The 24832-nt window shown below is 65.7% G+C and carries 21 protein-coding genes; 13 read left to right on the top strand and 8 right to left on the bottom strand.

The genetic code is table 11. From position 1 onward, the window contains the following. Positions 1–210 precede the first annotated feature (210 nt). The gene (locus FJW10_RS14220; RefSeq protein WP_181177533.1) at positions 211–1377 is read left to right on the top strand and encodes a DUF1972 domain-containing protein; all 1167 of its coding nucleotides are present in this window, start codon (positions 211–213) and stop codon (positions 1375–1377) included. Continuing rightward, on the top strand, positions 1374–2663 hold the full coding sequence (locus FJW10_RS14215) for a cellulase family glycosylhydrolase (RefSeq protein ID WP_140900573.1): 1290 nt from the start codon (positions 1374–1376) through the stop codon (positions 2661–2663). The genes FJW10_RS14220 and FJW10_RS14215 overlap by 4 nt, the downstream gene beginning before the upstream one ends. A 298-nt stretch (positions 2664–2961) precedes the next feature. On the opposite strand, the gene FJW10_RS14210 is transcribed toward FJW10_RS14215, so the two are convergent. Continuing rightward, positions 2962–4263, bottom strand: coding sequence for a VpsF family polysaccharide biosynthesis protein (locus FJW10_RS14210; protein ID WP_246674262.1), 1302 nt, complete (start codon positions 4261–4263; stop codon positions 2962–2964). 55 nt (positions 4264–4318) lie between these two features. After that, complete coding sequence (locus FJW10_RS14205; protein WP_140900572.1) at positions 4319–6403, bottom strand: Wzz/FepE/Etk N-terminal domain-containing protein; 2085 nt, start codon at positions 6401–6403, stop codon at positions 4319–4321. 245 nt (positions 6404–6648) lie between these two features. On the opposite strand from FJW10_RS14205, the gene FJW10_RS14200 reads away from it, so the two are divergent. The 5 genes from FJW10_RS14200 (at position 6649) to FJW10_RS14180 (ending at position 12893) form a co-directional block, all read left to right on the top strand. Continuing rightward, complete coding sequence (locus FJW10_RS14200; RefSeq protein ID WP_140900571.1) at positions 6649–8175, top strand: formyl transferase; 1527 nt, start codon at positions 6649–6651, stop codon at positions 8173–8175. After that, complete coding sequence (locus FJW10_RS14195) at positions 8172–9461, top strand: NAD(P)/FAD-dependent oxidoreductase (RefSeq protein WP_140900570.1); 1290 nt, start codon at positions 8172–8174, stop codon at positions 9459–9461. The genes FJW10_RS14200 and FJW10_RS14195 overlap by 4 nt, the downstream gene beginning before the upstream one ends. A 253-nt stretch (positions 9462–9714) precedes the next feature. After that, on the top strand, positions 9715–10908 hold the full coding sequence (locus tag FJW10_RS14190) for an NAD(P)/FAD-dependent oxidoreductase (protein WP_140900569.1): 1194 nt from the start codon (positions 9715–9717) through the stop codon (positions 10906–10908). A gap of 106 nt (positions 10909–11014) precedes the next feature. Beyond that, on the top strand, positions 11015–11512 hold the full coding sequence (locus tag FJW10_RS14185; RefSeq protein ID WP_140900568.1) for an N-acetyltransferase: 498 nt from the start codon (positions 11015–11017) through the stop codon (positions 11510–11512). A gap of 379 nt (positions 11513–11891) precedes the next feature. Further along, positions 11892–12893 carry an aldo/keto reductase gene (locus FJW10_RS14180; RefSeq protein WP_140900567.1) on the top strand — a complete coding sequence of 334 codons (1002 nt, stop codon included), beginning with the start codon at positions 11892–11894 and terminating at the stop codon, positions 12891–12893. A 115-nt stretch (positions 12894–13008) separates the two neighbouring features. On the opposite strand, the gene FJW10_RS14175 is transcribed toward FJW10_RS14180, so the two are convergent. The 4 genes from FJW10_RS14175 to FJW10_RS14160 all read right to left on the bottom strand — a co-directional run bounded on the left by FJW10_RS14175 (position 13009) and on the right by FJW10_RS14160 (position 15582). Beyond that, positions 13009–13251 carry a hypothetical protein gene (locus tag FJW10_RS14175; protein WP_140900566.1) on the bottom strand — a complete coding sequence of 81 codons (243 nt, stop codon included), beginning with the start codon at positions 13249–13251 and terminating at the stop codon, positions 13009–13011. 112 nt (positions 13252–13363) lie between these two features. After that, the gene (locus FJW10_RS14170) at positions 13364–13993 is read right to left on the bottom strand and encodes a glutathione S-transferase family protein (RefSeq protein ID WP_140900565.1); all 630 of its coding nucleotides are present in this window, start codon (positions 13991–13993) and stop codon (positions 13364–13366) included. Between the two features lie 117 nt (positions 13994–14110). Continuing rightward, complete coding sequence (locus FJW10_RS14165; RefSeq protein ID WP_140900564.1) at positions 14111–15208, bottom strand: NAD(P)/FAD-dependent oxidoreductase; 1098 nt, start codon at positions 15206–15208, stop codon at positions 14111–14113. Between the two features lie 140 nt (positions 15209–15348). Further along, entirely contained in the window at positions 15349–15582 is a 234-nt protein-coding gene (locus FJW10_RS14160; RefSeq protein WP_140645458.1) for a hypothetical protein, read from the bottom strand. Positions 15583–15700: 118 nt separating this feature from the next. Between FJW10_RS14160 and FJW10_RS14155 the strand changes: the two genes are divergently transcribed. After that, positions 15701–16297 (top strand): DUF922 domain-containing protein, encoded by a 597-nt coding sequence (locus FJW10_RS14155; RefSeq protein WP_140900563.1) that lies wholly within the window; start codon positions 15701–15703, stop codon positions 16295–16297. A 9-nt stretch (positions 16298–16306) separates the two neighbouring features. Here FJW10_RS14155 and FJW10_RS14150 read toward each other — a convergent pair whose 3' ends face one another. Beyond that, entirely contained in the window at positions 16307–16735 is a 429-nt protein-coding gene (locus FJW10_RS14150; protein WP_140900600.1) for a VOC family protein, read from the bottom strand. Positions 16736–17124: 389 nt separating this feature from the next. Between FJW10_RS14150 and FJW10_RS14145 the strand changes: the two genes are divergently transcribed. After that, positions 17125–18333: an MFS transporter gene (locus FJW10_RS14145; RefSeq protein WP_140900562.1), complete on the top strand. Its 1209-nt coding sequence runs from the start codon at positions 17125–17127 to the stop codon at positions 18331–18333. 285 nt (positions 18334–18618) lie between these two features. Here the strand turns inward: FJW10_RS14145 and FJW10_RS14140 are convergent, their stop codons facing one another. Then, a complete protein-coding gene (locus tag FJW10_RS14140; RefSeq protein WP_140831916.1) occupies positions 18619–20850 on the bottom strand; it encodes a cation:proton antiporter in 2232 nt (743 codons plus the stop codon). Between the two features lie 263 nt (positions 20851–21113). Here FJW10_RS14140 and FJW10_RS14135 point away from each other — a divergent pair, with 263 nt between their 5' ends. The 4 genes from FJW10_RS14135 to FJW10_RS14120 all read left to right on the top strand — a co-directional run bounded on the left by FJW10_RS14135 (position 21114) and on the right by FJW10_RS14120 (position 24765). Next, positions 21114–21332: a hypothetical protein gene (locus tag FJW10_RS14135; protein ID WP_140831799.1), complete on the top strand. Its 219-nt coding sequence runs from the start codon at positions 21114–21116 to the stop codon at positions 21330–21332. Positions 21333–21440: 108 nt separating this feature from the next. Beyond that, positions 21441–22211, top strand: a complete 771-nt coding sequence (locus FJW10_RS14130) for a DUF2270 domain-containing protein (RefSeq protein ID WP_140900561.1) — start codon at positions 21441–21443, stop codon at positions 22209–22211. Between the two features lie 106 nt (positions 22212–22317). Continuing rightward, positions 22318–22617, top strand: coding sequence for a hypothetical protein (locus tag FJW10_RS14125; RefSeq protein ID WP_140831796.1), 300 nt, complete (start codon positions 22318–22320; stop codon positions 22615–22617). Between the two features lie 552 nt (positions 22618–23169). Next, positions 23170–24765, top strand: coding sequence for an alpha/beta fold hydrolase (locus FJW10_RS14120; RefSeq protein ID WP_246674257.1), 1596 nt, complete (start codon positions 23170–23172; stop codon positions 24763–24765). Positions 24766–24832 lie beyond the last annotated feature (67 nt).

Here is a 24832-nt window from a genome sequence, read left to right as displayed (position 1 = left end):
CCGCCCGTGCCCCGTATCGATACAGATACGTGGCGAAAGTTGACCGATAATGAAGCAACGCATGCGGCTTGAAGAGAAATTTTACACCTTCATGTGAATATTCGCCCTGGGGGTACCCTGGCACGGAAGTTGCTGGGCGTGTCATTGACTTAACAACAACCATGACCGGACCCCGGGGAATCCTTTATTTTGAAACCGGAACGACCTTCCATCCTGATCGAAAAGCCTTCGATCCTGATCCTGGGGACGCGCGGCATTCCGGCTTCTCACGGCGGCTTCGAAACCTTCGCCGAGCGGCTGGCGCTTTTCCTGGCCGGACGCGGCTGGAAGGTCGGCGTCTACTGCCAGAAGGAGGTCGAGCGCGTCGGGCAAAGGGTGACGAGCGAGACCTGGCGCGGCATCGAGCTCATCACCATCGAGGTCGCCTCCAAGGGTCCGCGCGCGACACTGGAATTCGACTGGCAATGCGTGCTCGACGCCGCCAGGCGGCCGGGCGTGTGCCTGGTGCTCGGCTACAACGGCGCGGTGTTCCTGACCTGGCTCAGGCTCATGCGGCGCAAGATCATCACCAATATGGACGGCATCGAGTGGCGGCGGCCGAAATGGGGGCCGGCGGCGCGCAGCTGGTTCTGGCTCAACGAATGGATCGGCGCCTGGCTCTCGCACCGGCTCGTCGCGGATCACCCGGCGATCGCCGACCATCTGGCGACACGGCGGCCGCGCGGCGCCATCGCCACGATCGCCTATGGCGCGGACCCCGTAACCTCGGCGCTGGAGGAACCCATTCGCGCGCTCGGGCTCGAGCCCGGCAAATATCTGGTCTCGATCGCGCGGATCGAACCCGACAACAATATCCTGCCGATCATCGAAGCCTTCCGCCGCCGCGATCGCGGCGACATGAAGCTGGTGGTGCTCGGCACGCTCAATGACGACATTACTTACCACCGCGCCGTGCGCGAAGCGGCAGGTCCCATGGTGATGCTGCCGGGTGCGATCTACGAGCAGGCGGTGGTGAAGGCGCTGCGCTATCATGCGCGCGCCTATATGCACGGCCACACTGTGGGCGGCACCAACCCCTCGCTGGTCGAGGCGCTGGCCGCCGGCAACATGGTGATCGCTCATGACAACCGCTACAACCGCTGGGTCGCCGGCGATGCGGCGATCTATTTCAGCGACACCGAGAGCCTGAGCCAACGGATCGACGAGGCACTGGCCGACGATGCGTTGGCGGCACGCTGCGGCAAGGCGGCGCGGACCCGCGCCCGGGAGGCCTTCCGCTGGGAAGATGTGCTTAACGCCTATGAGAAGGAAGCGCTGCGGCAGCTCGGCGTTGCCACCGCCGCGCCGGCGAAAGCCGACCGCGCCAAGCACGCATGACTGGCCCACACACGGCCGGCTGGTCGCGCCGCCGTATCCTCGGCGCGGCACTGGCCGCGGCAACGGCGCCACTGGCGACAGCGGTCTCGCCACTCTCATATTCGGCGCAGGCCGCAACCGGCGCATGGCCTTTCAGGCGCGGCGTCAACACCTGGCCGTGGTTTGCGCTGACGCGCGAATTTCCCGCGCCCCGCACCGACTATGACTGGCCGCCCTTCCAATCGCAGCGGCCGGTGCCGACACCGGCCGACCTTGTCCGGCTGCGCGCCAGCGGCCTCGATTTCATCCGCCTGCCCGTCGATCCGGGCCCGTTTCTTGCAGCCGATGCGGGCCAGCGCGCCGACCTCATGGCGATGCTGAGCGCGGCGGTCGAGGCGGCCGTCGCCGCCGACCTCGGCGTCGTCGTCAACGTTCAAGCCAATGGCGCCACGCATTACTGGAATCCCGACCGCATGTACTCCAGCACCAGCGCGCCTGAGTTTGCGCGCTACCAGGTCTTCGTCGGCGAGGTCGCCGGCATGCTCGAAGGCATGGCACCCGGCAGGGTCGCGCTGGAGCCGGTCAACGAACCGCCGCAGGACTGTTCTTCCGATGTCTGGCCCAAGGTTCAGGCCGCGCTGCTGACCGCCGCGCGGGGCTCGACGCGAAAGCTGCCGCTGCTCACCACCGGCGGCTGCGGCTCTATGGTGCGCGGGCTTACCGCGCTCGATCCCGCACTGCTGGCGGAATTCGAGCCGATCCTGTTCACCTTCCACTTCTACGAGCCCTATCTGTTCAGCCATCAGGGCGCGCCATGGATGCGCGAGCCGGTGTACCGCGCGCTGAACAATGTGCCGTGGCCAGCCTCGGCCGGGACGTTGGAACAGACGTTGGCCTCGGTCAGGGCAAGGATGGCTATGGACACGGAGAGGTCCGACGAAGCCAAGAGGGCCGCTTATGCCGAGACCGAGAAGTTGCTCAAAGTCTATTTCGACGCGCAGCCCGACCGCCGCTTCATCGACGGCTATCTCAAACAGGTAAGCGACTGGGCGGTCAGAAACGGCATCGCGCCTGAGCGCATCATCATGGGCGAGTTCGGCGCGTTGCGCACCGATGCCCGATACTTCGCAGCGCCCAGTGCCGACCGTGCCCGCTACATCGCCGATGTCCGGCAAAGCGCCGAAGCCGCCGGCTTCCCCTGGGCATTCTGGGACCTGTTCGACGGCATGGGCATGATGGACGACACCACGCGCTCGCTCGACCCGGCGATGGTCGAAGCGCTCGGGCTGACGATGCCTGCGGAGTGAACGCCCCGGAACAGGCGCCCAGCGGTCATTCGAAATACTCGATAATGATCACGCACCCAGCCAAGCGCGCAGCCTGACATCCTCAACGAAGTCCCGGTTGATCACCTCGCGCTCTGGCTGCCGGATAACGTTCAGTACCCGGCCGCCAGTGTCGGCTATCTCGCTGAGTTTTGGATGCAGAACTGACGCGTCATCGGCACATGTTTCTACCGCATCGCGGCTTTCAGGCCCACATTGACGCCGTGACCAGGAGGCTTCGCTATGACCTCGCAAACAAGCGCGGTCGTCATTCTAGGGTCTACGCACGTCGCTTCGCTCCTTGCTCCGCACTGGAATGACGAAGGGAAAGGTTGGCTGCTCCCGGCCTCGCCGGCCGATAAAGCGCCAGCGCCATCACCACGAATTTGGTCATCAGCGTCGTCTTGGAGGCGATGCTTTCGGAGGTGTTGAGCAGGATGAGCCAGCCCAGCATCGGCAGCCAGATGCCGGGGTGGCAGCGGCGCGCGACCTCGTGCATGAACAGCGCGAAGCCGAAGAAGATCAGAAGCGTGAAGAACGCCCCCTGGTAGAGCGTCAGACGCAGCACCGGGTTCTCGATGCCCTGCTCCAGGCCGCTGATGCGGCGCATGCTGTCGAGCAGGTCGACATCGGGTCCGACGATCAGGTCGCGCAGTTCCAGATGCCTGAAGAGATCGAACATCTCGACGCGGGCATTGGCGCTGCCGCTGTCGGAGACGAAACGCTCGAGCAGCGCGTCGAAGAAGCCGTAATAACCGGCGAGCGCGAGCGCCAGCGGCAGCAGCGCGGCGAGCATGATCACCAGCGCAGCGCCCAGAAGGTTGACGCGTCCGGTCGTGAGCTGCGCCACGCCGCGGATGAGCAAATAGACGCCGCCGAGCAGGATCGTCAGGACCATTCCAGAGCGGCCGCCGAAGACGACCAGCGCGCAGAACTGCAGGCCGACGAGCGTCAGCCTGAGCGGCGTCGACAGGGAACGCGAGCCGGACAGCAGCGACAGCACATAGATGGAGGTGACCGTGGCATTGGACAGCGGATGCCCCTGCAACGCCGTCGAGCGCAGGTCGTTGACGAACACCGCGCCGTCGAACCGATATGGGAACACGAGATGCTTGGTGCCGAACTCGAACAGCGCCAGCAGCGCGTTCACGGTCATGACGACATGGATCACGGTCTGCAGCCGGGCAAAGGTCTTCTCGTCATCCTCGCTGAGCAGCAGCACGAGCAGCGCCGGCGCGACGAACGTGTCGATCATGCCGGCCATGCCGGGGCGCTGCCTGAGGATGACGACGAAGAGAAGCACCGTCGAGATCACCGCCATCAGCGTCGTGGCCGGCCGCTTGTTGGCGACGTAGACGGCATAACCGACCGGATTGCCGAAGGTGCAGGAGCGCCAGACGAAGACGAGCACGAAGAGATAGGTGGACGGGTGGATCTTGCTCAGCGGACTGCCCTGCAGGCCGTCGTAATTATAACCGGCGAGCCACAGCATGCCGCCGGAGACGGAAAACAGAAGCAGCACCGCGACGGTGATGCCGAGACGGGTCAGCGTGTCGACAGGGACAGTGCGCGCGCCGGCCATGCCGTAGCCCGAAGCAGGAACAGGCCCGGCGGAACCAGCCACGATCGAAGCCATGTCAGGCTGCCTCGTCGACCAGCATGGCGCCGGTCGGCAGCCGCCCCATGACCGAGACCGCTTCGGAGGTCGAGGCGACGTCGCGCATCGGCGTCGCGTTCAGCCTGGCGACGAGCAGGATCTCGTCGGCCATGGCGACCAGCGGCAGGGCGTTGAGGTCGTCCGCCAGCGCACCGCCGTCGACGACGACGAGCTCGAAGCTGTGATTGGCCTCGGCCAGCATGCGGTGGGCGAAATAGAGCGCCTGCGCTTCCTGGAACACCGCGGTCGGCCGGCCCCTGCCGATAAGCGCCACGGAACTGCCGGCTGCATAGCGGCTGACCGCATCGAGCGGATATTCGCCGCGCAGCACGTCGAGCACGCCGGGCTGCGGATCCTTCTGGCCCTTGCCGGCATTGATGTCGATGAACAGCACGCGGCGCCCCCTGGCCGCCGCCGCGTTGGCGAGTTGCCATGCAACCCTCGACCGCTGGGCCTTGTCCTCGGGCGGCGACGCCACCAGGATCGAGGGGACCAGCGGCCAGTCCGGCGGACGCCTGGTGGCGGCGGCGATGCGCTGCAGCGCGAGCCCCGCCACCGCGTCGGTCTTTTGCGCCGCGCCGGAGCGGCGCCGCGCCTTACCCGGCAACACGCCCAGCACCGGCGCCTCGATGGCCGACTGCATTTGGTTGGCGGACAGCACGGTCGGCGACAGATATTCGGCGATCAGCGCCATGCCGACGCCCAGCGCCAGCCCGCCGAAGATCGCGCCGAACACAAGCAGCCCCTTCGGCGGCCAGCTCTTCTTCAGCGCCGGCATGGCCTGCGAGATGATGCGGGCATTGGTGCTGTTGACGTTGGTCTGCTCGCGCGTTTCCTGGGCGCGCTGCAGGTAATTGGCATAGACGGTGCGCACGGCGTCGAGATCGCGCTGCAGCTCGCGCAGCCTGACCGACGCCTGGTCGGTGTCGAGCGATTTGCCCTTCAGCGACGCCACCTTGGCCTCCAGCGCCTTCTGGTTGGCCAAGGCGCGCTCGTAATCGGTCTCGGCGGCGGTGACGAGGCGGCCGAGCTCGCGGGAAATCAGCTTGCGCAGGTCGCTCAGCTGCTGCTGCGCGGAGATCATCGAGGGATGGCGCGGTCCAAACTCGGTGCCGAACTGCGCGATCTGATCGACCAGCGTCGCCTCCTGCGCCCTGAGGCTGGCGATCACCGGCGAGCGCATCGCCTCCGACGTCGCGTCCGGCGCGCCGCCCTGCCGGCGCAGCTGGTCGACCTGCGCCTTGAGCTGCGCGGTGCGGGTCTGCGCGGCGGTCAGCTGCGTGTTGAGGTCGGTCAGTTCCTGGTCGCTGACCAGATTGCCAGCCGCCATCACCATGTTGTGCTCAGCCTTGTAGGTCTCGACGGCGTTGGCCGCCTGCTCGACGCGCTTGCGCTGGTCGTCAAGCCGGGCGCTGATCGCGTCGGAAGCGTCGGCGGCGGCTTTCGAGCGCGCTTCCGCCTGGTCGTCGAGATAGGCCTGCGCGATGGCGTTGGCGAGTTCCGCCGCTAGGTCGGCGCTCTTGGCGGTGATGATGATGTTGAGGACCAGCACCTTGTCGTCGCGCTTCACCGCCAGGCGGCGGCGCAGCGCATCAAGCGTCTCAGCCGTCCTGTCACCGTCGCCGGAGCCGAAGAACATGCCCAGCCAGCGGCCAACTCCGCCCTGCCCGTTGAAGTCCGGGTTCTCGGTCAGGTTGGTCGCCTTGATGGCGCGCAGCAGGACGCCGTTCGACTGGGCCACGCTCACCTGGCTTTCGACCTGGGTGATGCCGCCATCGGGCGAAATGCGGCTCGGATTGACATCGTTGGTGACGACCTGGAGGTCTTGCGGATCGATGATGATCTGCGCGGTCGAGGAATAGAGCGCCGGCGTCAGAAAGGCGTAGATCAGCGTTGCAATGGTGAGCAGCGCGACGGTTGCGAAGATCAGCTTGCGCCGGCGCAACAGGATGCGGCCGAGATCGCCAAGCTCGACCGTGGCGGGCGCGGGCGCGTAATAGGTCGGCGCCGGCGCGATCGCCTCCGGAGCGTTCTGCTGAGGCACCATGAGCAGGGGTGATTGCAAAGGTCGCTCCGACAACGCTCCATCGGCCGGCAAGACGAGAAATGCGGCGTTGACCTAGCTATTCCCGGCAACGATTAAAACACTGTTAATTATGTTCATAAATTGAAGCGGTACTGGCACGAAGTTTGCACCAGCGCAGTAGAATTTAAGTGCAGCGTAATTGGAGACATCGTGCGCATGCGTCGGGAGCTTGACCTGGACGGCCGGTCCGCCGGCACCGGATATGAGTCGCCCGGGGATTGGCGATGCGCCTGACCCTGCGCCTTGACGGCGATTGCGTGCGCGCTTTCCATGTGGCGCTGACTGAGCGGCTGTCGCAGCTGCCCGGCGTCGAGCTTGCCGTCGACGCCCGGCCGGCGGCGGGCGGCGTGCCGCGCGCCGCCGAGGCGCTGTTCCAGCTTGAGACGCTGATCCATCGGCTGCCCGCCAATGGCACGGCAAGGCGTGTGCCACTTTCGACACTGGCCGGCCATGCGAGAGCGTCCGCGCCGGCCGATATCACCGTCGATCTCATCGGCGATGTCTTGCCGCAGGGCCGACGGGTCTGGCGCCTGGCCTATGACGGCGCCTGCGGCGAAGAGGCCCTGCTGGCGCTGATCCTTGCCGGCCGCACCCCGCTCGCCCGTCTGGAACAGAACGGTGCGACGGTCGCCGAAGGGCGGCTCGGCACCGAATATCACGGGATCGCGCTGGCTTCCTTCCAGGACATGCTGGCGCGGAGCGCCAGCCTGATCGTCGCGGCGGTCAGCGGTGCCGCGCGCTCGTCGCTTCCAGTGCTGCCCGGACCGTCATCCGAGGCGCCGGCTCCGGCCATGCCGTCGGCCACGAAGCTCGGCGTGCGTGCGGCGAAGGCGACGGCGCGCCGCATCGTGCAGCAGATATACCATCTCTGCTACAACGCCCCGCATTGGCGGGTCGGCTGGCGCGAGACCGGAGGCAAGGACCTTTACGAGCTGCGCGCCCATCCGCAATCGGGCTGGCGCGATCTGCCCGACGACGGCAGCCGCTTTTACGCGGACCCGTTCCCGGTGCTCTATCGCGGCCAGGTGACGCTGTTCGTCGAGGATTACATCCACCGCACCGGCAAGGCGATCCTTTCGGCCGTGGCTTTCGGTCCGAACGGACCGGCCGGCACCCCGAAACCGGTTCTGGAACTGCCCTACCACCTCTCCTACCCCTTCGTCTTCGAGCGCGATGGCCAGATGTGGATGGTGCCGGAAAGTGGCGCCAACCGCAGCGTCGATCTCTACCGCGCCACCGCCTTCCCGGGCGGCTGGGTGAAGGAAGCGACGCTTCTGTCGGACATCGTCGCCAGCGACGCCACGCTCACCGAGCATGGCGGACGCTGGTGGATGTTCGCCACCGTGCGCGACGGCGGCGGCTCCTTCTCGGACCAACTGCATCTGTGGTCGGCGCCGGATTTCCGTGGACCGTGGACGCCGCATCCGAAGAACCCGTTGCTGATCGACATCGCCTCGGCACGGCCGGCGGGCCGCATGGTCAGCCGCGGCGGCCAGCTCCTGCGCCCGGTGCAGGATTGCCGCAGGAGCTATGGCGCCGCGCTCGGCATAGCGCGGGTCACCCGACTCGACGATAGCGGTATGGAACAGACCGTCGAAACGATCCTCAACCCAGGCGCCGGCTGGGCCGGCCGCAAGCTGCATACACTCAACGAGGCGGGCGGACTGGAATTCATAGATGGTTCGGCAATGGCGCCGCGTTGGAGGACGCGGCGGCATGATGTCATCCCGGCCCCTGGAGACGGAAAATGAGCATCGCAGAGCACCGCGAGACAGCTGGCGCGCCGCCTGGGCGGTCCGAGGTCGAAGTGGCGATCGTCGGCGCCGGGCTCGCCGGCACCGTTCTGGCGATGACGCTCGCCAAGGCGGGCCGCAAGGTCGCGCTGGTCGATCCGCATCGCATCCACCATGAAGAGTTCCGGGCCGAGAAAACCCGGGCGGAGCAGATGGGGCTGTTCGAGAAGCTCGGCCTCGGCCCGGTCTTCAAGCCTCTCGTCACGCCGATGACCGACGTCCATGTCTTCCGCTTCGGCCACCTGTTCGAGCGCGAGCAAGGCTGGGAGTACGCCTTTTCCTACACGCCGCTGGTCAACGGCCTGCGCGCGGCGCTGCTTCCGCAAGTGCCGCTGACGATTGGCAAGGTCGCGGAGGTCTCGACGGGACCGGACCGCCAGCGCCTGGTGCTCACCGACGGCTCCGTCATCGAAGCCCGGCTCTTGGTGGTGGCCACCGGCTACAGCGAGGCGGTGCGGCGCGCCATCGGCGTCGAGCGCGTCGAGGAATCGAAGGCGCATTCGCTGACGATGGGATTCGATCTCGCGATCTCGCCACAGGAATTCGGCCTCCAGTCCCTCACCTTCTACGGAAGGCGGATCGCCGACCGCATTGCCTTTCTTACCATCTTCCGGATCGGCGAGCGGCTGCGCGCGAACATGTTCATCTACCGGACCGTCGCCGATCCGTGGGTGCGGACGTTCCGCGAAGACCCGCAAAAGATGCTCATGGAGCTGATGCCGGAGATCGCCGAGCGGTGCGGCAACTTCGCCGTCGCCAGCGAGGTCGAAGTGAGGCAGGTCAGTCTGACGACGACGCAGGGCCATCGCCGCGACGGCGTCGTCTTCATCGGCGATGCGTTCGCCACGACCTGCCCGGCGCAAGGCGACGGCATCCACCGGGTGCTTACCGATGTCGATTGCCTCGGCTCGACGCACATCCCCACCTGGCTCGAAACGCCCGGCATGGCGGCCGACAAGATCTGCGCCTTCTACGACGATCCGATCAAGATCGCCGCCGACGAAAGAGCCATGCGCGCCAGCATCTATGCCAGGCGGATCACCACCGAGACCGGGCTTGAATGGCGCCTGCGCCGCCTGCGCAACAATATCGCGCGGCACCTGATGATCTTCGGCCGACGGTTCCGCGAGGCGGGAAAACCGAGTGGCGCCGGGCGTGCCCCAGGGGAAACTGCGTTCGACCAAACCGGCAAGACGCCGGCCCGGGCTGGGAACATGATCGTGAGCGATCTTACCAATCCGTAAGTCGCGATCCTTGGCGAAGCTGGCTTAGATCGTGGCGAGCAGTGTCTCCTGCTCGGCGGGACAGCACTCCCGTCGCACCAATGGCCCGCTGCCGTCTCTATCGGCTCGGCGGCGGGCTATCGAGCGGCGGCACGTGCCGCCGCTGTGCCGCGGATTAACCTAATTTTCCATTGCTACCCTGCTCGCGCCTGGGTTGCTTGAGATTGTTTCAGCTACTCTGGATATTTCGCCGTGGGCTGTGGAGAGCAGAGCAATGAGCACCGCACAGGGCCGCGAAACGCCCGCGGCCGAATTCGAAGTGGCGATCGTTGGCGCCGGGCTGGCGGGCACGAGCCTGGCCGCGGTGCTGGGCAAAGCTGGCCGCAAGGTGGCGCTGGTCGATCCGCATCTGGTGCACCACGACGAGTTCCGGGCCGAGAAGATCGGCATGAAGCAGATGCAGGTGTTCGAGAAGCTCGGCCTTGGCCCTGCCATCAGGCCCCTGGTCACGCCGATGACCGACATCCACGTCTTCCGCCTCGGCCAGTTCTTCCGGCGCGAACGGACATGGGAATTTGCTTTCTCCTACGGCGCGCTGGTCAACGGCATGCGGCAGGCCCTGCCTCGGCAGGTGCCGCTGACGGTGGGCAAGGTTGCCGAGGTTTCGACCGGGCCGGACCGGCAACGCCTGGTGCTGACCGACGGTTCCGTCATCGATGCCCGACTGCTCGTGGTGGCCACCGGCTACGGCGAGGCGGTGCGGCGCGCCATCGGCATCGAACGCGTCGAGGAATCGAAGGCGCATTCGCTATCGATCGGATTCGACCTCGCGATCACGCCGCAACAATGCGCCTACCCGGCCCTTGCCTGCTACGCCAGGAACCCGGCGGATCGTGTCGCCTATCTCAGCGTCTTCCCGATCGGCGACCGCATGCGGGGCAACATGTTCGCCTATCGCACCGTGGCCGAGGAATGGACGCGGGCGTTCCGCGAAAATCCGCAGAAAATGCTTTGCGAGCTGATGCCTGAGATCGCCAGGCAATGCGGCAACTTCGCCGTCGCCGGGCCCGTCGAAGTGAGGCAGGTCAGCCTGACGACGACCCGGCAGCATCGTCGCGCCGGCGTCGTCACCATCGGCGACGCGTTCTGGACGACGTGCCCGACGCCCGGCATCGGCATCAACCGGGTGGTGACCGACGTCGACCGGCTTGCTTCGATCTACATCCCGCAATGGCTCTCGACGCCCGGCATGGACGCCGAAAAGATTTGCGCCTTCTACGACGATCCGGTGAAGGTCGCCACCGACAAAGCCGGCATGCGCTCCAGCATCTACGCCAAGCGGATCACCATCGAGACGGGGCTCGAATGGCGACTGCGCCGCCTGCGCAACAACACCGCGCGCCAGTTGATGATCCTCGGGCGCAAGATGCGCGATCGCGAAGAATTTCCGACCCCCAGCGTCGCCTGAGCCGAAGGCATCCCTCTTACGTCTGCCGCATCCCGGAGCCGCTCGCGCGGGGTTGGCCGCGCCCCGCGCTTCGCCCTATCTTCAGCTTGTAACAAGGACCACGAAGATGACCCGCATCTGGGCGATGACGAGGAACGATTTGGCCGATGTATCGCGGCTGCTCGGCCAATCCTGGCGGCTTACCTATGCGCCGATCATGGGCGACGAAACCGTGGCACGGCTTTCCGACGAAAGGCATGCGCCGGACCAGCTCGCGGCCGAGCTCGACGACGAGGACAAGATGTCCTTCGTCGCCGAAGGCGCCGACGGCTCGATCGCCGGCTACGCCATGGCGGCGATGGACGCGAAGGGCGACGTCATGCTGGAGCGGCTCCATATCGAGCCGCAGGCGTTCGGCAGCGGTCTCGCGGTCGACCTTTTGCACGCGGTGCTTGCCGCGCATGCCGGCATCCCCAGCATCGCGCTGGAAGTGATCGAAGGCAACGACCGCGCGATCGCCTTCTACCTCAAGCATGGCTTCGAAGTGGTCGAACGCCGGGAAGCGGCACACGGCGTCGGCGGGCATGCATCGCTGATCATGCGCCGCATGCTGCCGAGGGCTTAGAGCGGTTCACCGTTTCACGGAAACGGCGAACCGCTCTGTCTCTTTGTTTCTACGCAATTCCGGACGGAACGCTACGACCAAAGCTCACACTTTCCTGAAATTGCTCCTGATCGAAATCAGGCAGCGGCCCGCCTGCGCAGCGCCTACATGACGCTTTCCTCGAAAGCGCCGGGCGCCCGGCCCGCTTCGGCCGGTTGGGCCGCATCCCAGCTCCGGCTTTAGCAGGACAAGTCCGTCGTGCCGCATTGGACCGTCATCGCAACGGAGTCATCGCCGGGCAACGATGGCGACGATTGCGCCGTCAATAGGGCCAGCGCTGGACGCATTCACGCCCGGCCCTATAATTTAGCCGGATCGAAAATTCGGCGGAGCAAGACATATGAGCCTCGGCAAACACAAACTCGGCAGCCAGGGGCTCGAAGTCTCGGCCATCGGCCTCGGCTGCATGGGCATGAGCCAGGCCTATGGGCCGGCCGACGAGGCGGAGTCGATCGCGACGCTGCACCGGGCGATCGAGCTCGGCTGCACCTTTCTCGACACCGCCGAGGTCTACGGGCCGTTCGTCAACGAGGAACTGCTTGGACGTGCGCTGAAAGGCCGGCGCGACCAGGTGACGATCGCGACGAAGTTCGGCTTCCGCATCGCCGACGGCAAGCAGTCCGGCACCGACAGCCGGCCCGAGCATATACGCGAGGTGGTCGACGCTTCGCTCAAACGGCTCGCCACCGACCGCATCGACCTGCTCTATCAGCACCGTGTCGACCCGTCGGTGGCAATGGAAGACGTCGCGGGCGTGGTCGGCGAATTGGTGGCCGAGGGCAAGGTGCGCTTCTTCGGCCTGTCGGAAGCGGGCATCGCCAACATCCGCCGCGCGCATGCCGTGTATCCTGTCTCGGCGCTGCAGAGCGAGTATTCGCTGTGGGAGCGCAACCTCGAGCCGGAGATCATCCCGGCGCTGAAGGAGCTGGGCATCGGCCTGGTGCCGTTCGCGCCGCTCGGCCGCGGCTTCCTCGCTGGCGACGTCAGGCGCGCGGAAGACTATCCGGAGGGCGATTTCCGCCGCGGCGACCCGCGCTACCAAGGCGAGAATTTCGACGCCAATGTCGCCGCGGCCGCCACGGTGCGAGACATCGCCGACGCCAAGGGGGTGGAACCCGGCCAGATCGCAATCGCCTGGCTGCTCGCCAAAGGCCCCGATTTCGGCATCGACATCGTGCCGATCCCCGGCACCAAGCGCCGGACCTATCTGGAAAAGAATGTCGCGGCGGCCGACATCGCGCTCGACGCCACCGAGATGCTGGGGCTCGACATGGCGCTGACGCCGGACAAGGTGTCGGGGCCGCGCTACAACGAGCGGACGATGTCTCTTGTGGACCGGTAGGCGTTATCCCAGCGGCTAGCGCGTTTCACCGTTTCACCGAAACGGCGAACCGCTCTATCTCTTTGTTTCTACGCAATTCCGGACGGAAAACCGCTCACACTTTCCTGGAATTGCTCTAGTTCTTCTTGCAGTCCGACATCGCCTCCATCGCCTTCCTCGCCTCACCCTCGCTGGCGTATTTCTTCTTGCCGAGGTCGATGACAAGCGTTCCGTCGGGCTTCTTCGGCACGATCTCGCACTGCTTCGAGACCGCGTCCTTGGCGACCCAGTATTGCTCGGCCGCCATGGCGGGCGGGCTCGCGATGCCGAGGGCGAGGACTATGGTGGCGAGGATTGCGATGGCGACGGTGCGAACCATTGCGGATCTCCATTGCTCCGGTTGGAGCGCAGGACAGAACTCTCTGCGCCAATTTGAAGCGTGCGGCATCCTGCCAGGGAAAACGCACCGTCCGCTGTTGTGTTCCGGCGGCTCAGGCGCCCGAATGCGGATCGATGCTGTAAGGATGCACCGGATAATCCGGGCCGATCGCCTCGCTGACGCGCCCCATCCAGGCACCGACCGCCGGATAATCGGCAAGCTCAAAACCGCAATCTTCTGCGCGGTGGGCGTAGGCGTAGACAGCAATGTCGGCAATGGTGAGCGCGTCGCCGACCAGGAAAGGTGTGTCGACCAAGCTGCGCTCCAGCGCGCCAAGTGCCCGCGCGCCCGCTTCGCGCTTGCCGGCAACTAGCGCCTGGTTGCGCTCCAGGCGGCCGGTCAGCGTCCAGAAACGCAGCGAGCCGATGACCGGCTCGACATAATACTGCTCGAAGAACAGCCACTGCATCACCTTGGCGCGGACAAGCCGGTCTACCGGAAGATAGGGCGTGCCTTCCGCAACGAGGACGAGGATCGCGTTGGACTCGGCGATCGCCTGGCCATTCTCCACGGCGAGCACCGGAACGGCACCCGCCGGGTTGAGCTTCAGGAAGGCCTCCGTGTGGCTCTCGCCCTCGAAGATCGAGACGATACGGGTTTCGTAGGCGATACCGAGCAGGCCGAGCAGGACGCGAACCTTCCAGGCATTTTGCGAGGGGAGATAGTCGTAGAGCATGAGCATTGAGCGGTCCTCGGTGTGATGGGATGGCTTCGCATGGAGGGCGATGTGAGAGCCACCCGATTCAGGTGCCTCATCTCAACCTCGAGCAGGCAGACCAGCAGCTTCGACGCTTCGCCCTCACCGCCTCGCAATATCCCTCGCCACCGCCTGCGCCTCGATGCCGATCTCGCGCAGCAGGCCGGTGACAGGGTTGTAGAAACCGACGAGATAGACGCCGAGCTCCGTCGCGCGAGCATTCACGCCGCTCTTGTCCGGCCTGAGCTCAGCCGGGAGGAAGCCGTCGTAGGCCGGGCGGTAGCCGGTGGCGAAAATCGCCGCGTCGAATTTTTTCTCCACGCCATCGGCGAACTTCACGCCGTCCGCGGTGAAGTTTGCGATATCCGGTGCGATACCGATCCGGCCGGCCTTGATCGCCGCCACCGTGCCGACATCGATCACCGGAATGCGGCCGGCTTCGATGCCTTGCAGGATGCCCTGTTTCGGCCGCACGATGCCGTATCTCTCCAGCCTGCCCAGCGCCAGATCGAGTATCTTGGGGAACATCCAGTCATTCAGCGCCTGCGGCATCGGCCGGCTGGCGATGCCCACCATCTGGATCGGCACGCCGAAGAGCTGGCGCGGCACGATGTGGACGCCCTTGCGCACCGAGATGGTGGGCCTGGCGCCGCTTTCGGCGAGGTCGAGCGCGATTTCCGCGCCCGTATTGCCCATGCCGACGACCAGCACGTCCTTGCCGACATAAGGCGCGGCCTCAGTATAGGCGGCGCTGTGCAGCGCCTTGCCCTTGAAGGCCTCGATGCCGGGGAAACGTGGCGTGACGGGCTCGGCATTGTTGCCGGTGGCCACCACCACTTTGCGGGCATCGAACAGCCCCGCATCGGTCTGGACCAACAGGCGCTCGCCTTCGCGGCGGACCGATTTGACGGTGACGCCGAAGCGCGGCTTCAGTCCGAAACGCCCGGCATAGGCGTCGAGATAATCGACTACTTTTTCGCGCGGCACGTAGCGCGGATGGCTTTTCGGGAACGGCACGAAGGGCAGCGAGGAGAAGGATTTCACGGTGTGCAGATGCAGCCGCCGGTAATGCCGCCGCCAGGCCGGCGCAACCTCACTGGCCTTTTCCAGAATGACGAAATCCTGCCCCGCCTGTTTGAGGCAGGCCGCGACGGCGAGCCCGGCAGGGCCGGCGCCGACGATGACGACATTGGTGTCCAAGAACCTCTCCTCCCGCCCAGGCGACGGAGGCTATGACGAGAGGAGCAGAGCGACAAGTAGGTGAGAATACCTAGAGGGGGCGGCACGCCGCCTATCTCCCCTCAAGGGTACGCAAGTGGGGGAGATAAAGCGTCGCTGCTCTACTCTATCGCGCCCGGCGTCTCGGGCTCGTCCTCGGGAGGGTCGAGAATTTCGATCAGTTTCGCCACGCGCACGCCGGGCATGGCGTGGCCCTCGTTGACCAGCGCCTCGTCGGCGCCGATCCAGGCGAAGGCCTCGCGCAGTTCCTCGAGGCTGGCGCCGGTCAGCGCGATGTCGGCGATGACGGCCTCGTCGACCGGTCCAAGCACGGAGATGATATCGTTGCGGGTCATCTTGTCCTCCCCCATGGGTCGGGATGATTGCCCAAGGAAACGAGCGATGGGCGAAGCGGGTTCCAAAAATCCGCGGGCCGGCTTCTTCAGAACGAAGCCCGATGCTATGGCTCGCCCCATGAAGCCCGCCCTCCTCCTCGCCGCCCTGCTTTCGTCCACGCCGGCGCTCGCCGACTGGAAACCCATCGAGAAAATCGAGACCTATGCCGTCTCAGGCCAGAGCGCCGAACAGCTTTATCTCTCGATCGGGGAGAAAGGGCCGGTGATCGGCAAAGATTCGGCCGGCAACGCGCGGCGCGTGATCGCGCATACTTTCTTCAAGCTGACATGGCAGCGCGACTACCAGCCGCAAGGCGGCGCCTGCGTGCTGAAGACGGCGCGGCCGAAGCTGATCATCACCTACACGCTGCCCAAGCCGGCGGGAAAACTTGGCTCAGCCTTGCAAACGCGCTGGGACGCCTTCGCCGCCGGGCTAATCGCGCATGAGAAGGTGCATGGCGCCGGCATCGTCGACATGGTGGACAAGATCGTCGCCTTCAGCACCGGCCTTACCGCCCAGAACGATCCCGGCTGCAAGAAGGTCAGGGCGGAACTGACGGCCTATCTCGACCAGCTCTCCAAGGCGCAGCGCCAGGACAGCCGCGACTTCGACAAGGTCGAGTTCGGGCGGGACGGCAACATGCTGAAGCTGATCGCGGCGTTTTTGGGCGGCTAGCGCGGCCTCTCAAAAACTCACTACTACCGCGGCGGCACTTCGCCTCGCCTCGCCATGGAACACCGCCTCGATGTTGTTGCCGTCGGGGTCGAGCAGGAAGCAGGCGTAGTAGCCGGGATGGTAGTGGCGTTCGCCCGGCGCGCCATTGTCCTTGCCGCCGGCGGCGAGCCCCGCCTGGTAGAAAGCGTCGACCATGGCGCGGTCCTTGGCCTGGAAAGCGAAATGGTGGCGGCCGGTGAGCGCGCCGCGCGACGCGCGGCTGTCGATACCGGAAATGAACAGCTCGTCCACCCAGAAGTAATCCTCGGCTTCGCCGCCGATCGGGATGCCCAGCACCTCAAGCACCGCGCCATAGAAATGCCGGCTGGCCTCAAGGTCGCGCACCACCAGGTGCAGATGGTCGATGAGCCGGCCGCGATAGAGTTCCATGGGTGACACCTCCTTCTGAATGCTGCGGTTCAATCTAGAAGCGCCTGCTGTGCGGTCAACGCGGGGGTCTGCAGGCTGCTGACAGTTGGAGACGCTGGCGGGACAGCGTCCTGCCGGATATCTCCCGCACGAGGGGGGAGATAGCATTTTCCTGCATTTGCGAGCGGACTTATCCCCAAGCAAGTGCTTGGAAGATGCCAGAGAGGGGGATTTCGCGGAGCGCTGACTTTCCCCGTCGGCGCCTTTCCACTCTCTTGGGCGCCAAAATCCGGATAAAAAATGCAACCAGATTGTAGGATCGGCTCCCGCCCTGGCGTCCTTCGGACGCAAACGGCCCGGTGGACTGGAAAAACCGTGCCGCATCAAACAGGATGCCTTGTCGGCATGGGAGCAGAACCATGAACCATTCCTATCGTTGGGTCATCGTCGCGGCGGGCGCGCTGATGACCTGCGTGGCGCTCGGCGCCATGTTTTCGCTGGCGATCTTTCTGGAGCCGATGTCGCTCGACACGAACTGGTCGCGCACCGGCATTTCCAGCGCCATGACGTTGAATTTCCTGGTGATGGGCCTCGGCGGCTTCGCCTGGGGCGCGATCTATGACCGGGTCGGCGCGCGGCCCGTCGTGCTTGCGGGCGCGGTGCTGCTTGGACTGTCGCTGGTGGTGGCGAGCCGCGCCAATTCGCTGCTGGTCTTCCAGCTCAGTTACGGCGTCATCGTCGGACTGGCGGCCAGCGCCTTCTTCGCGCCGATGATCGCGCTCACCACCGCGTGGTTCGACACCAACCGCAGCCTTGCCGTCTCGCTGGTCTCGGCCGGCATGGGTGTCGCGCCGATGACCATCTCGCCCTTCGCCCGCTGGCTGATCACGGCCTATGACTGGCGCACCGCCATGTTCGATATCGGCGTCATGGCCTGGGTGCTGCTGTTGCCCGCCGTCTTCCTGGTGCGCCAGCCGCCGGCGGCGGTCGCGGCAAGCGACGGCACGCCGGCGCCAGCCACCGACGATCCCGGCATGAGCGTCGGCCAGGCGCTGCGCTCGCCGCAATTCATCGTACTGGGCCTCACCTTCTTTGCCTGCTGCGCGGCGCATTCGGGCCCGATCTTCCACATGGTGAGCTATGCCATGTCCTGCGGCGTGGCGCCGATGGCGGCCGTATCGATCTACAGCGTGGAGGGGCTCGCCGGCCTTGGCGGGCGCATTCTCTATGGCATGCTCGGCGACCGGCTGGGCGTGAAGCCGGTGCTGGTCACCGGGCTCGCCATCCAGGGGCTGGTGATCGCCGCTTATCTCACCGTCGGCCAACTCGACCAGTTCTATCTTCTGGCCGTCATCTTCGGCGCCACCTATGGCGGCGTGATGCCGCTTTACGCTGTGCTGGCGCGCGAATATTTCGGCCTGCGCATCATCGGCACCATCCTCGGTGCGGCCACGATGCTCTCCAGCCTCGGCATGTCGCTGGGGCCGCTTGCCGGCGGCATGATCTACGACGCCACCGCCAGCTATCACTGGCTGTTCATCGGCTCGGCGCTGATCGGGCTGGGCGCCGCGGGCATCGCCATCGCCTTCCCGCCGCAGCCCAGCCGGCAGAAGCTGCAGATGGCGTGACGCTGATTGGGCAAGCGGCCGCCTGGCGGAAAGGCGGCCGCTGCAACTGGCGCCCGCCGACGCCTGGCGCGCGCGATGCGGAAGACCGATGGCGTCGAGTTTCAGGCCGATAGATTGTCCATCACCATTGGCGTGTAGTCGGAACCGCCCACAGGGACGGTATCGCCCGCCGTCGAGGCGCCTCCCCTGGCGCAGCAAGGTCCTCGTCCAAAGGGCTCGCGGCCCCGTGCCAAACGTCGGCGATCGGCAAGCTGAAGATACCGCTTCGACAGCCATCCGGCCGCCTCATCCGTTACCGGTGCCCGTGCGTACGGCCTCGCGGTCGCTCTCGTCGCGTTTCACCCGCTCGTCGGAGATCAGCACCACCGGGCATGGGCCGCGGCGCAGGACGGCCGTCGTCGTCTCGCCGAAAATCAGCTCCTCGCCCTGGCGCCGCGCCACGCCCATGACGATCAACGCCACGCTGCGGCCGGCCTGGCGGGCGATGGCATCGGCGGCGGCGGCTCGCGAGCGGATGGCCGTCTCGATCTCGACGCCGTAGCGGTCGGCAAGGGCCACGATGTCCTTCAGCACCGCCTCTCGGCGGCGATGCGAGACCGTGTCGCGCGGCTCGTCGCGGCCGACCCTGGCGACATAGAGCATCTTGACCGGCGCGCCGGTGACAGCGGCGATGGCCAAAGCCAGTTCGGCGCCTCGGCGCGCAACCGCCGTGCCGTTGACCGGCACCAGTATCTTGCCGGATCCCGGGCCGAGCCGAGGCATCTGGCGGCCAGCGGCCGCCGGCTTCAACACCAGGCAGAGCGGCCCGTCAAAGGCGCCGGCGACTTCATTCAGCCGATGCGAGAAGCCGCCCTTGGGGGTGACCGCGCGGCCGAGGCCGACGAGCAGCATGCCGTAGCCCTTGCGCGCCTCCTTGGCGACCGCCTCGGCCGAAAGCACCTCGTGCTGGCGGCGGGTGACCGGCGCTTCGCGCGCCGGCGTCTCGTCGCCCTTTTTCGCCGCCTCGCGGCTGTCCTCCGCACCCTTCTCGATCTCCTCCAGATGCAGCCCCTCGGTCGGCTCGGCGTCGATCTCGCCGCTGGAATGCAGCACCGTCGTCGGCTTGCCGGCGCCGATGACGCCGGCGAGATAGGCGGCGAAGCGGCCGACGACGCCCTCGTCGACCACCACCAGAAGCCGCTCCAGACCGGCGACGAATCCGCGCTGGTCGACCTCCTCGCGCTCCAGCCGCTTCTTTTCCTTTTCGCCCATCGGCAGGCGGCGCAACGCCCAGCGCAAGGTCGGCGGCATGATCAAAGTGGTGATGACGGCCATGGTGACGATCATGGTGAAGAGGTTATGCGAAAGCACGCCCATCGACAGGCCGATCGAAGCGACGATGACCTCCGTGGAACCTCGCGCATTCATGCCGCAGCCGACAGCGATGCCTTCGGCGCGGCTCATGCCGGCGACTTCCGCGCCAATGAAGGCGCCGCCGAACTTGCCGATCGAGGCGATCACCACCAGCGCCACGGTGAGCAGCGCGAGTTGCGGATCGATAAGCACGGTGAGATCGGCCGACAGGCCGGCCACGCCGAAGAAGACCGGCATGAACAGCGCGGTGATGATGCCACGCAACTGCCCTTCGATGTGGCGCGACAAGATAGGCGACTCGCCGACCAATATGCCGGCGACGAAGGCGCCGAGCACGGTGTGCACGCCGATCAGGTCGGTGATCAGCGCCATGGCGCCCATGATGGCGAGGATGACGGTGACGACCGCGTATTCCGAGCGGAAAGTATCGTTGGTCCAGCGGATGGCGTCGAAGACGATGCGGCGCCCTAGCGTGAAGGAAAACGCCATGAAGGCGGCGACGCCGGCGATGGTGAAGGCCAGGCTGCCGATCTCGATGCGCCCCTTGGTGGCGATGCCGATGGTGATGGCGATGATCACCCAGCCGATCGTGTCCTCGATGATGGCCGAGGAGACGATGATCTGGCCGAGGTCGCGGCGCATGAAGTTCATGTCGCGCACCACCATGGCGACGATCTTGACCGAGGAGATGGAGAGCGCGGTGCCGAGGAACAGCCCGGCGACGATGCGCTCGCTGCCGGCGGCAAGCAGCGTGGCCGGCATGAACTGGGCGGCGACGAAGCCAAGCGCGAAGGGTATGGCGACGCCCGCGGCCGAGATGGAAAAGCAGGCGCGGCCGACGCGGCGCACCAACCTCAAATCGGTCTCCATGCCGGTGAGCAGGAGCAGCATCAGGACGCCGAGCTGGGCGATGGCGTTGATCATCGACTTTTGCGATGGGTCACCGGCGAAGATCAGCCGCTCGGCCGCCGGCCAGACCCAGCCGAGCAGCGAGGGCCCGAGCAGGATGCCGCCGATCAGCTGTCCCATCACCGCCGGCTGGCCCAGTATTTCCAGCACCTCGCCGATGCCGCGGCCGACGACAAGCAGCAGGATCACCTCGGCGACGAAAATGCCTTCCGAGGACATGCCTGTCTTCTCGGCGGCGAAGGCGACGGCGGGCATCAGGGCGAGCGCCGCAGCACCAAGCGCGATCGACCAACGCCGATTGAGTATTTTGGACAAGCTGTCTCCCCTCGATTTCGCGTCATAACGGTTTGGCCGGTGGTTCGGTTGCAGGGCGTCGAAGCTGCTAATCTCCCGCACAAGGGGAGAACAGCAGTTCCAGCGCTTCCCTACAATTCTATTCAAATGCCGCCGCCGATCTTTGCTTCCCGGTAAAGCGACTCGGCGATGGTCGCGCCGTGGCGGGCAACAAGGAGAAGCTAATGAAAAGCGACTTTGCCGCCGCCCACCTCCACCTCGACCGGGCCTGCCATTACCTGCGTGGCGACGATGAAACGAGCCGCGCGGCGCTTGCGGCGCTCGACCTTGTGATCGAGGCGGTGGCGGTAGCCCAGCATGCCAGGCCGATAGCCGATGTGCTGCCCTTTCCGCGGCGCGCTAATGGTGGTCTTCCCCGCTTGCATCCTGATTTATCCGCCTGAAAAGGCGGGAACATTTTGGGTCGGCCGCACGTTGTGTTATACGGGGTGTGGCCGGGCTGTTCTTAGTCGGGACGCGGCCGGCCATTGCGGCGGGAGGCGCGTGGCACAATGTCCCAGACGAAGGCCGCAAAATCCACCGACGCGGCCACCGAGGCGAACGCGCCGGCAACATCAACCGAGAAGGCAGCACCGCCGCGCGCTTCCGATGCGCTGGCGCTGAAGCTTAGTTCTCCCGAATTCACCACGACGCTGTCGCATTTCCATCGCGCCGAGATCGCGCGCATGGCCGGCTGGCGCGACCGGCTCGACCGCACCAGCAACTGGGCGATCACCGTGGTGGCGGCGATGCTGTCGGTGTCGCTGTCGACGCCCTCCGCGCATCACGGCGTGCTTTTGTTCGCCATGCTTTTGATCACCCTGCTTTTGTGGATCGAGGCGCGGCGCTACCGCTTTTTCGACGTCTACCGCGCCCGCGTGCGGCAGTTCGAGCGCTATTATTTCGCGCAGATTTTTTCACCGCAGCCCGACTATGCCTCCAACTGGCTGGCCATCCTCGGCGAGGGCCTCCGCTCGCCTCGTTTCCTGATCTCGCAGCGCGCGGCGCTGATCAGGCGGCTGCGCCGCAACTACATCTTCATGTACACGATCCTGCTGCTTGCCTGGATCCTGAAGATCACCACGCCAAGCCTGTCGCGCGACGGTTCACCCATCGGCTTCGGTGCCTCGCTCGTCGACACGTTCCGGGTGGCGACACTTGGCCCCATCCCTGGCGTCGTCGTCGTGTGCGGGGTGGCCGCCTGCTATCTCGCGCTGCTTGCCGCGGCATTCCTGGTCCGCGCCGATGACGGCGAGTTGTCGTTCGGCGACGTGCATGTGTGAAACCGGGTTGACCCCTCCCCGGCGGACAGCGACTATCCGTATCAGGGACCGGTTCACGCCTTGAATCGCCGAACCGGGCCAAGTGTCTGTTTCTGGAGGAGATCGCATGGACGACACCGACCAATGGCGCAACATGGCGAGCGCGCCGCGGGACGGCAGCCGCATCCTGGTGACGGTGCGCTCCTCCGAACAGGGGCCGGCCGAGGTCGACATGGCCTACTGGTCGCGCGCCGACCAGTTCGGCGAGGAAGGCTGGCGGGCGTCGGACTCCTCGCCTGGCCGCGTCGTCGAATATGCCGAGCCGGAGCTCAGATGCTGGATGCCGCTGCCGACCGCCGGACGCGGGTCGATGCCGAGCCCATGGGAGGGCGAGGACGTGCCGCTGGTGGACGGAGACGGGATTTAGGGTGAAGCCCGCCGTGGATCGGAAGGCAGGCTTTCAAAGCCGAAACGAGGCGGGTCCTCGCCCGGCACGCCGGCGAGAGAGCGCTGCGCGGGCCGACGCCGCCAAGGCAAGAAGCCGGCTCACGAGCATTGGCAGACTTGTTCTGGGAGCGCCGGGAAACCGTTGAGCTAGCTGCCGCTCCAAGTACCGCGCCTGGGCGATGTCGTGACGAAAGATTGCGGGTGGGTTGCCTTGGGGCCGGTAGAAACCATCATCTTGCCGGAAGGGCCAGTCGGTCGGGCTGAATGGCAGCATTGAGGTTCTCCCACGTTTCAGGTTCGGCCAACTCTCTGGCGCGACCGTGATAAAGCTGGAGAAGGCAGCGTGATCGAAACGTGAAAAAGACCGCTTGGGACAGATAGCGGTTGAATTAGCAGGGGCGAAGCGAAAGAATTGCCATAACCGTGGCCGGGGCCGAACCCAATGATAGGGCCTCATCTTTATCTTCTGGGCGGATTTGATCTCGCCAGTAGTGGCGCGGCTGCTCCAACCTTGAGCCGTAAGGCACGGGCGATGATGGCCTATCTCGCCCTGCAAGCCGGACAGGCACAATCGCGCGAGAAGCTGGCCGCCCTGCTCTGGAGCTTGAATGGCGAAACGCAGGCCCGGATGAGCCTCAGGCAAGCCGTTTCGGCCGTCCGAAAGGCCATGCACAAGTGCGGCAGTGGAGGGTTTGTGACGGACGGCGCCAGTGTCGCCCTGTATCTCGACGAGATCGACTTCGATGTCGCCCGGTTCGAGACGCTTGCGACAGGATCGTCGCCCGAACACCTCGAGCAGGCACTCGCCGTCTACCGCGGCGACCTGCTCGACGGTCTTGGCTTGAAAGAGGAGCCGTTCGAGGACTGGCTTCGAGTTGAACGCGAGCGCCTGAGAACGATCGCGGTTGCAGCGCTGGAAAGGCTGGTGGCGCATTACGGCGCGTCGAACGACCTTTCATCCTGTGCGCGCACGGCTGCGCGACTGCTCGCAATGGAGCCTCTGCGCGAAGATATCCACCGGGCATTGATGAGGGCCTATGCCGCGCAGGGCCGCATCAACCTTGCTCTTAAACAGTATGAGCTCTGCCGTGAGGCGCTGGAGAGAGATCTCGGGCTGCCGCCAGAACTGGAAACGCGCCAACTGTACGAGGCTCTGCGGACACGCCGGATGGGCTCATCGCCCTACTCGAAGCGTCCGGTTGCGGCCGGCGAGCCGGCGGCCGGTTCGGGGGCAAATGCCGGACGGAGCCTTTCCGGCGGCGAGCCGATGCCACCGGCCACCCATTACGTCAAATCGGCAGGAATCAACATTGCCTATCAGGTGACCGGCGAAGGGCCGATTGACCTCATATACGTGCCCGGCTGGGTCTCCAATCTCGACCTTGCCTGGGGCTCGCCGCGCTTCGCGCATGTGCTCAAGCGGCTCGGCACCTTTTCACGCCTGATCCGATTCGACAAACGCGGCACCGGTCTATCCGACCGCAATGTCGGCCTGCCGACGCTGGAAGAGCGCATGGAGGATGTGCGTGCGGTACTGGACGCAGTCGGCTCCACGCGAGCGGTGTTGTTCGGCAGCTCGGAGGGCGGTCCGATGTGCATGCTTTTCGCCACCACCTATCCCGAGCGTACGTCCGCGCTGGTGCTCAACGGAACCTACGCCAAGGGCACTTGGTCAAAGGAGTATCCCTGGGCAAGAACTGTAGCGCAGGTGGACGATGATGTAGCGGCCGTAGAGCGGCAATGGGGCAAGCCCGCCGACATGAGCAACGCAGCACCGAGCCTGACCGAAAACATGGTCGAACGCGAATGGTTCGCCGCCTATCTCCGGAATTCGGCCTCGCCCGCCGATGCAATCGCGCTCTGGCGCTGGGGTACCGAAGTCGACGTCCGCGACATCCTGCCGGCGATCCTAGTCCCGACGCTGGTCGTGCAGAGGACGGACGACCGTTGGGTACGCCCAGAGGAAAGGCGTTATTTGGCAACCCACATCCAAGGCGCCAGATACGTCGAGCTGGCCGGCCGAGACCACGTGATCTGGGGTGAAGATTGCGACCGCCTGGTTGACGAGATACGAAGCTTCGTCGCCGGATTGACGTCCCGAAAGACCATCTCTGCGCTCACCGGATGACGGCGGCATGTCGTCGGCAGAACTGCTCATTTCCCCATCAGTGGGAGATTGGAGGTTCCGACGCCGC

Source organism: Mesorhizobium sp. B4-1-1, from assembly GCF_006439375.1.
Taxonomy (GTDB): domain Bacteria; phylum Pseudomonadota; class Alphaproteobacteria; order Rhizobiales; family Rhizobiaceae; genus Mesorhizobium.
Note: the sequence above shows the minus strand (reverse complement) of the source record. Positions and strands in the feature narration are given on the sequence as shown.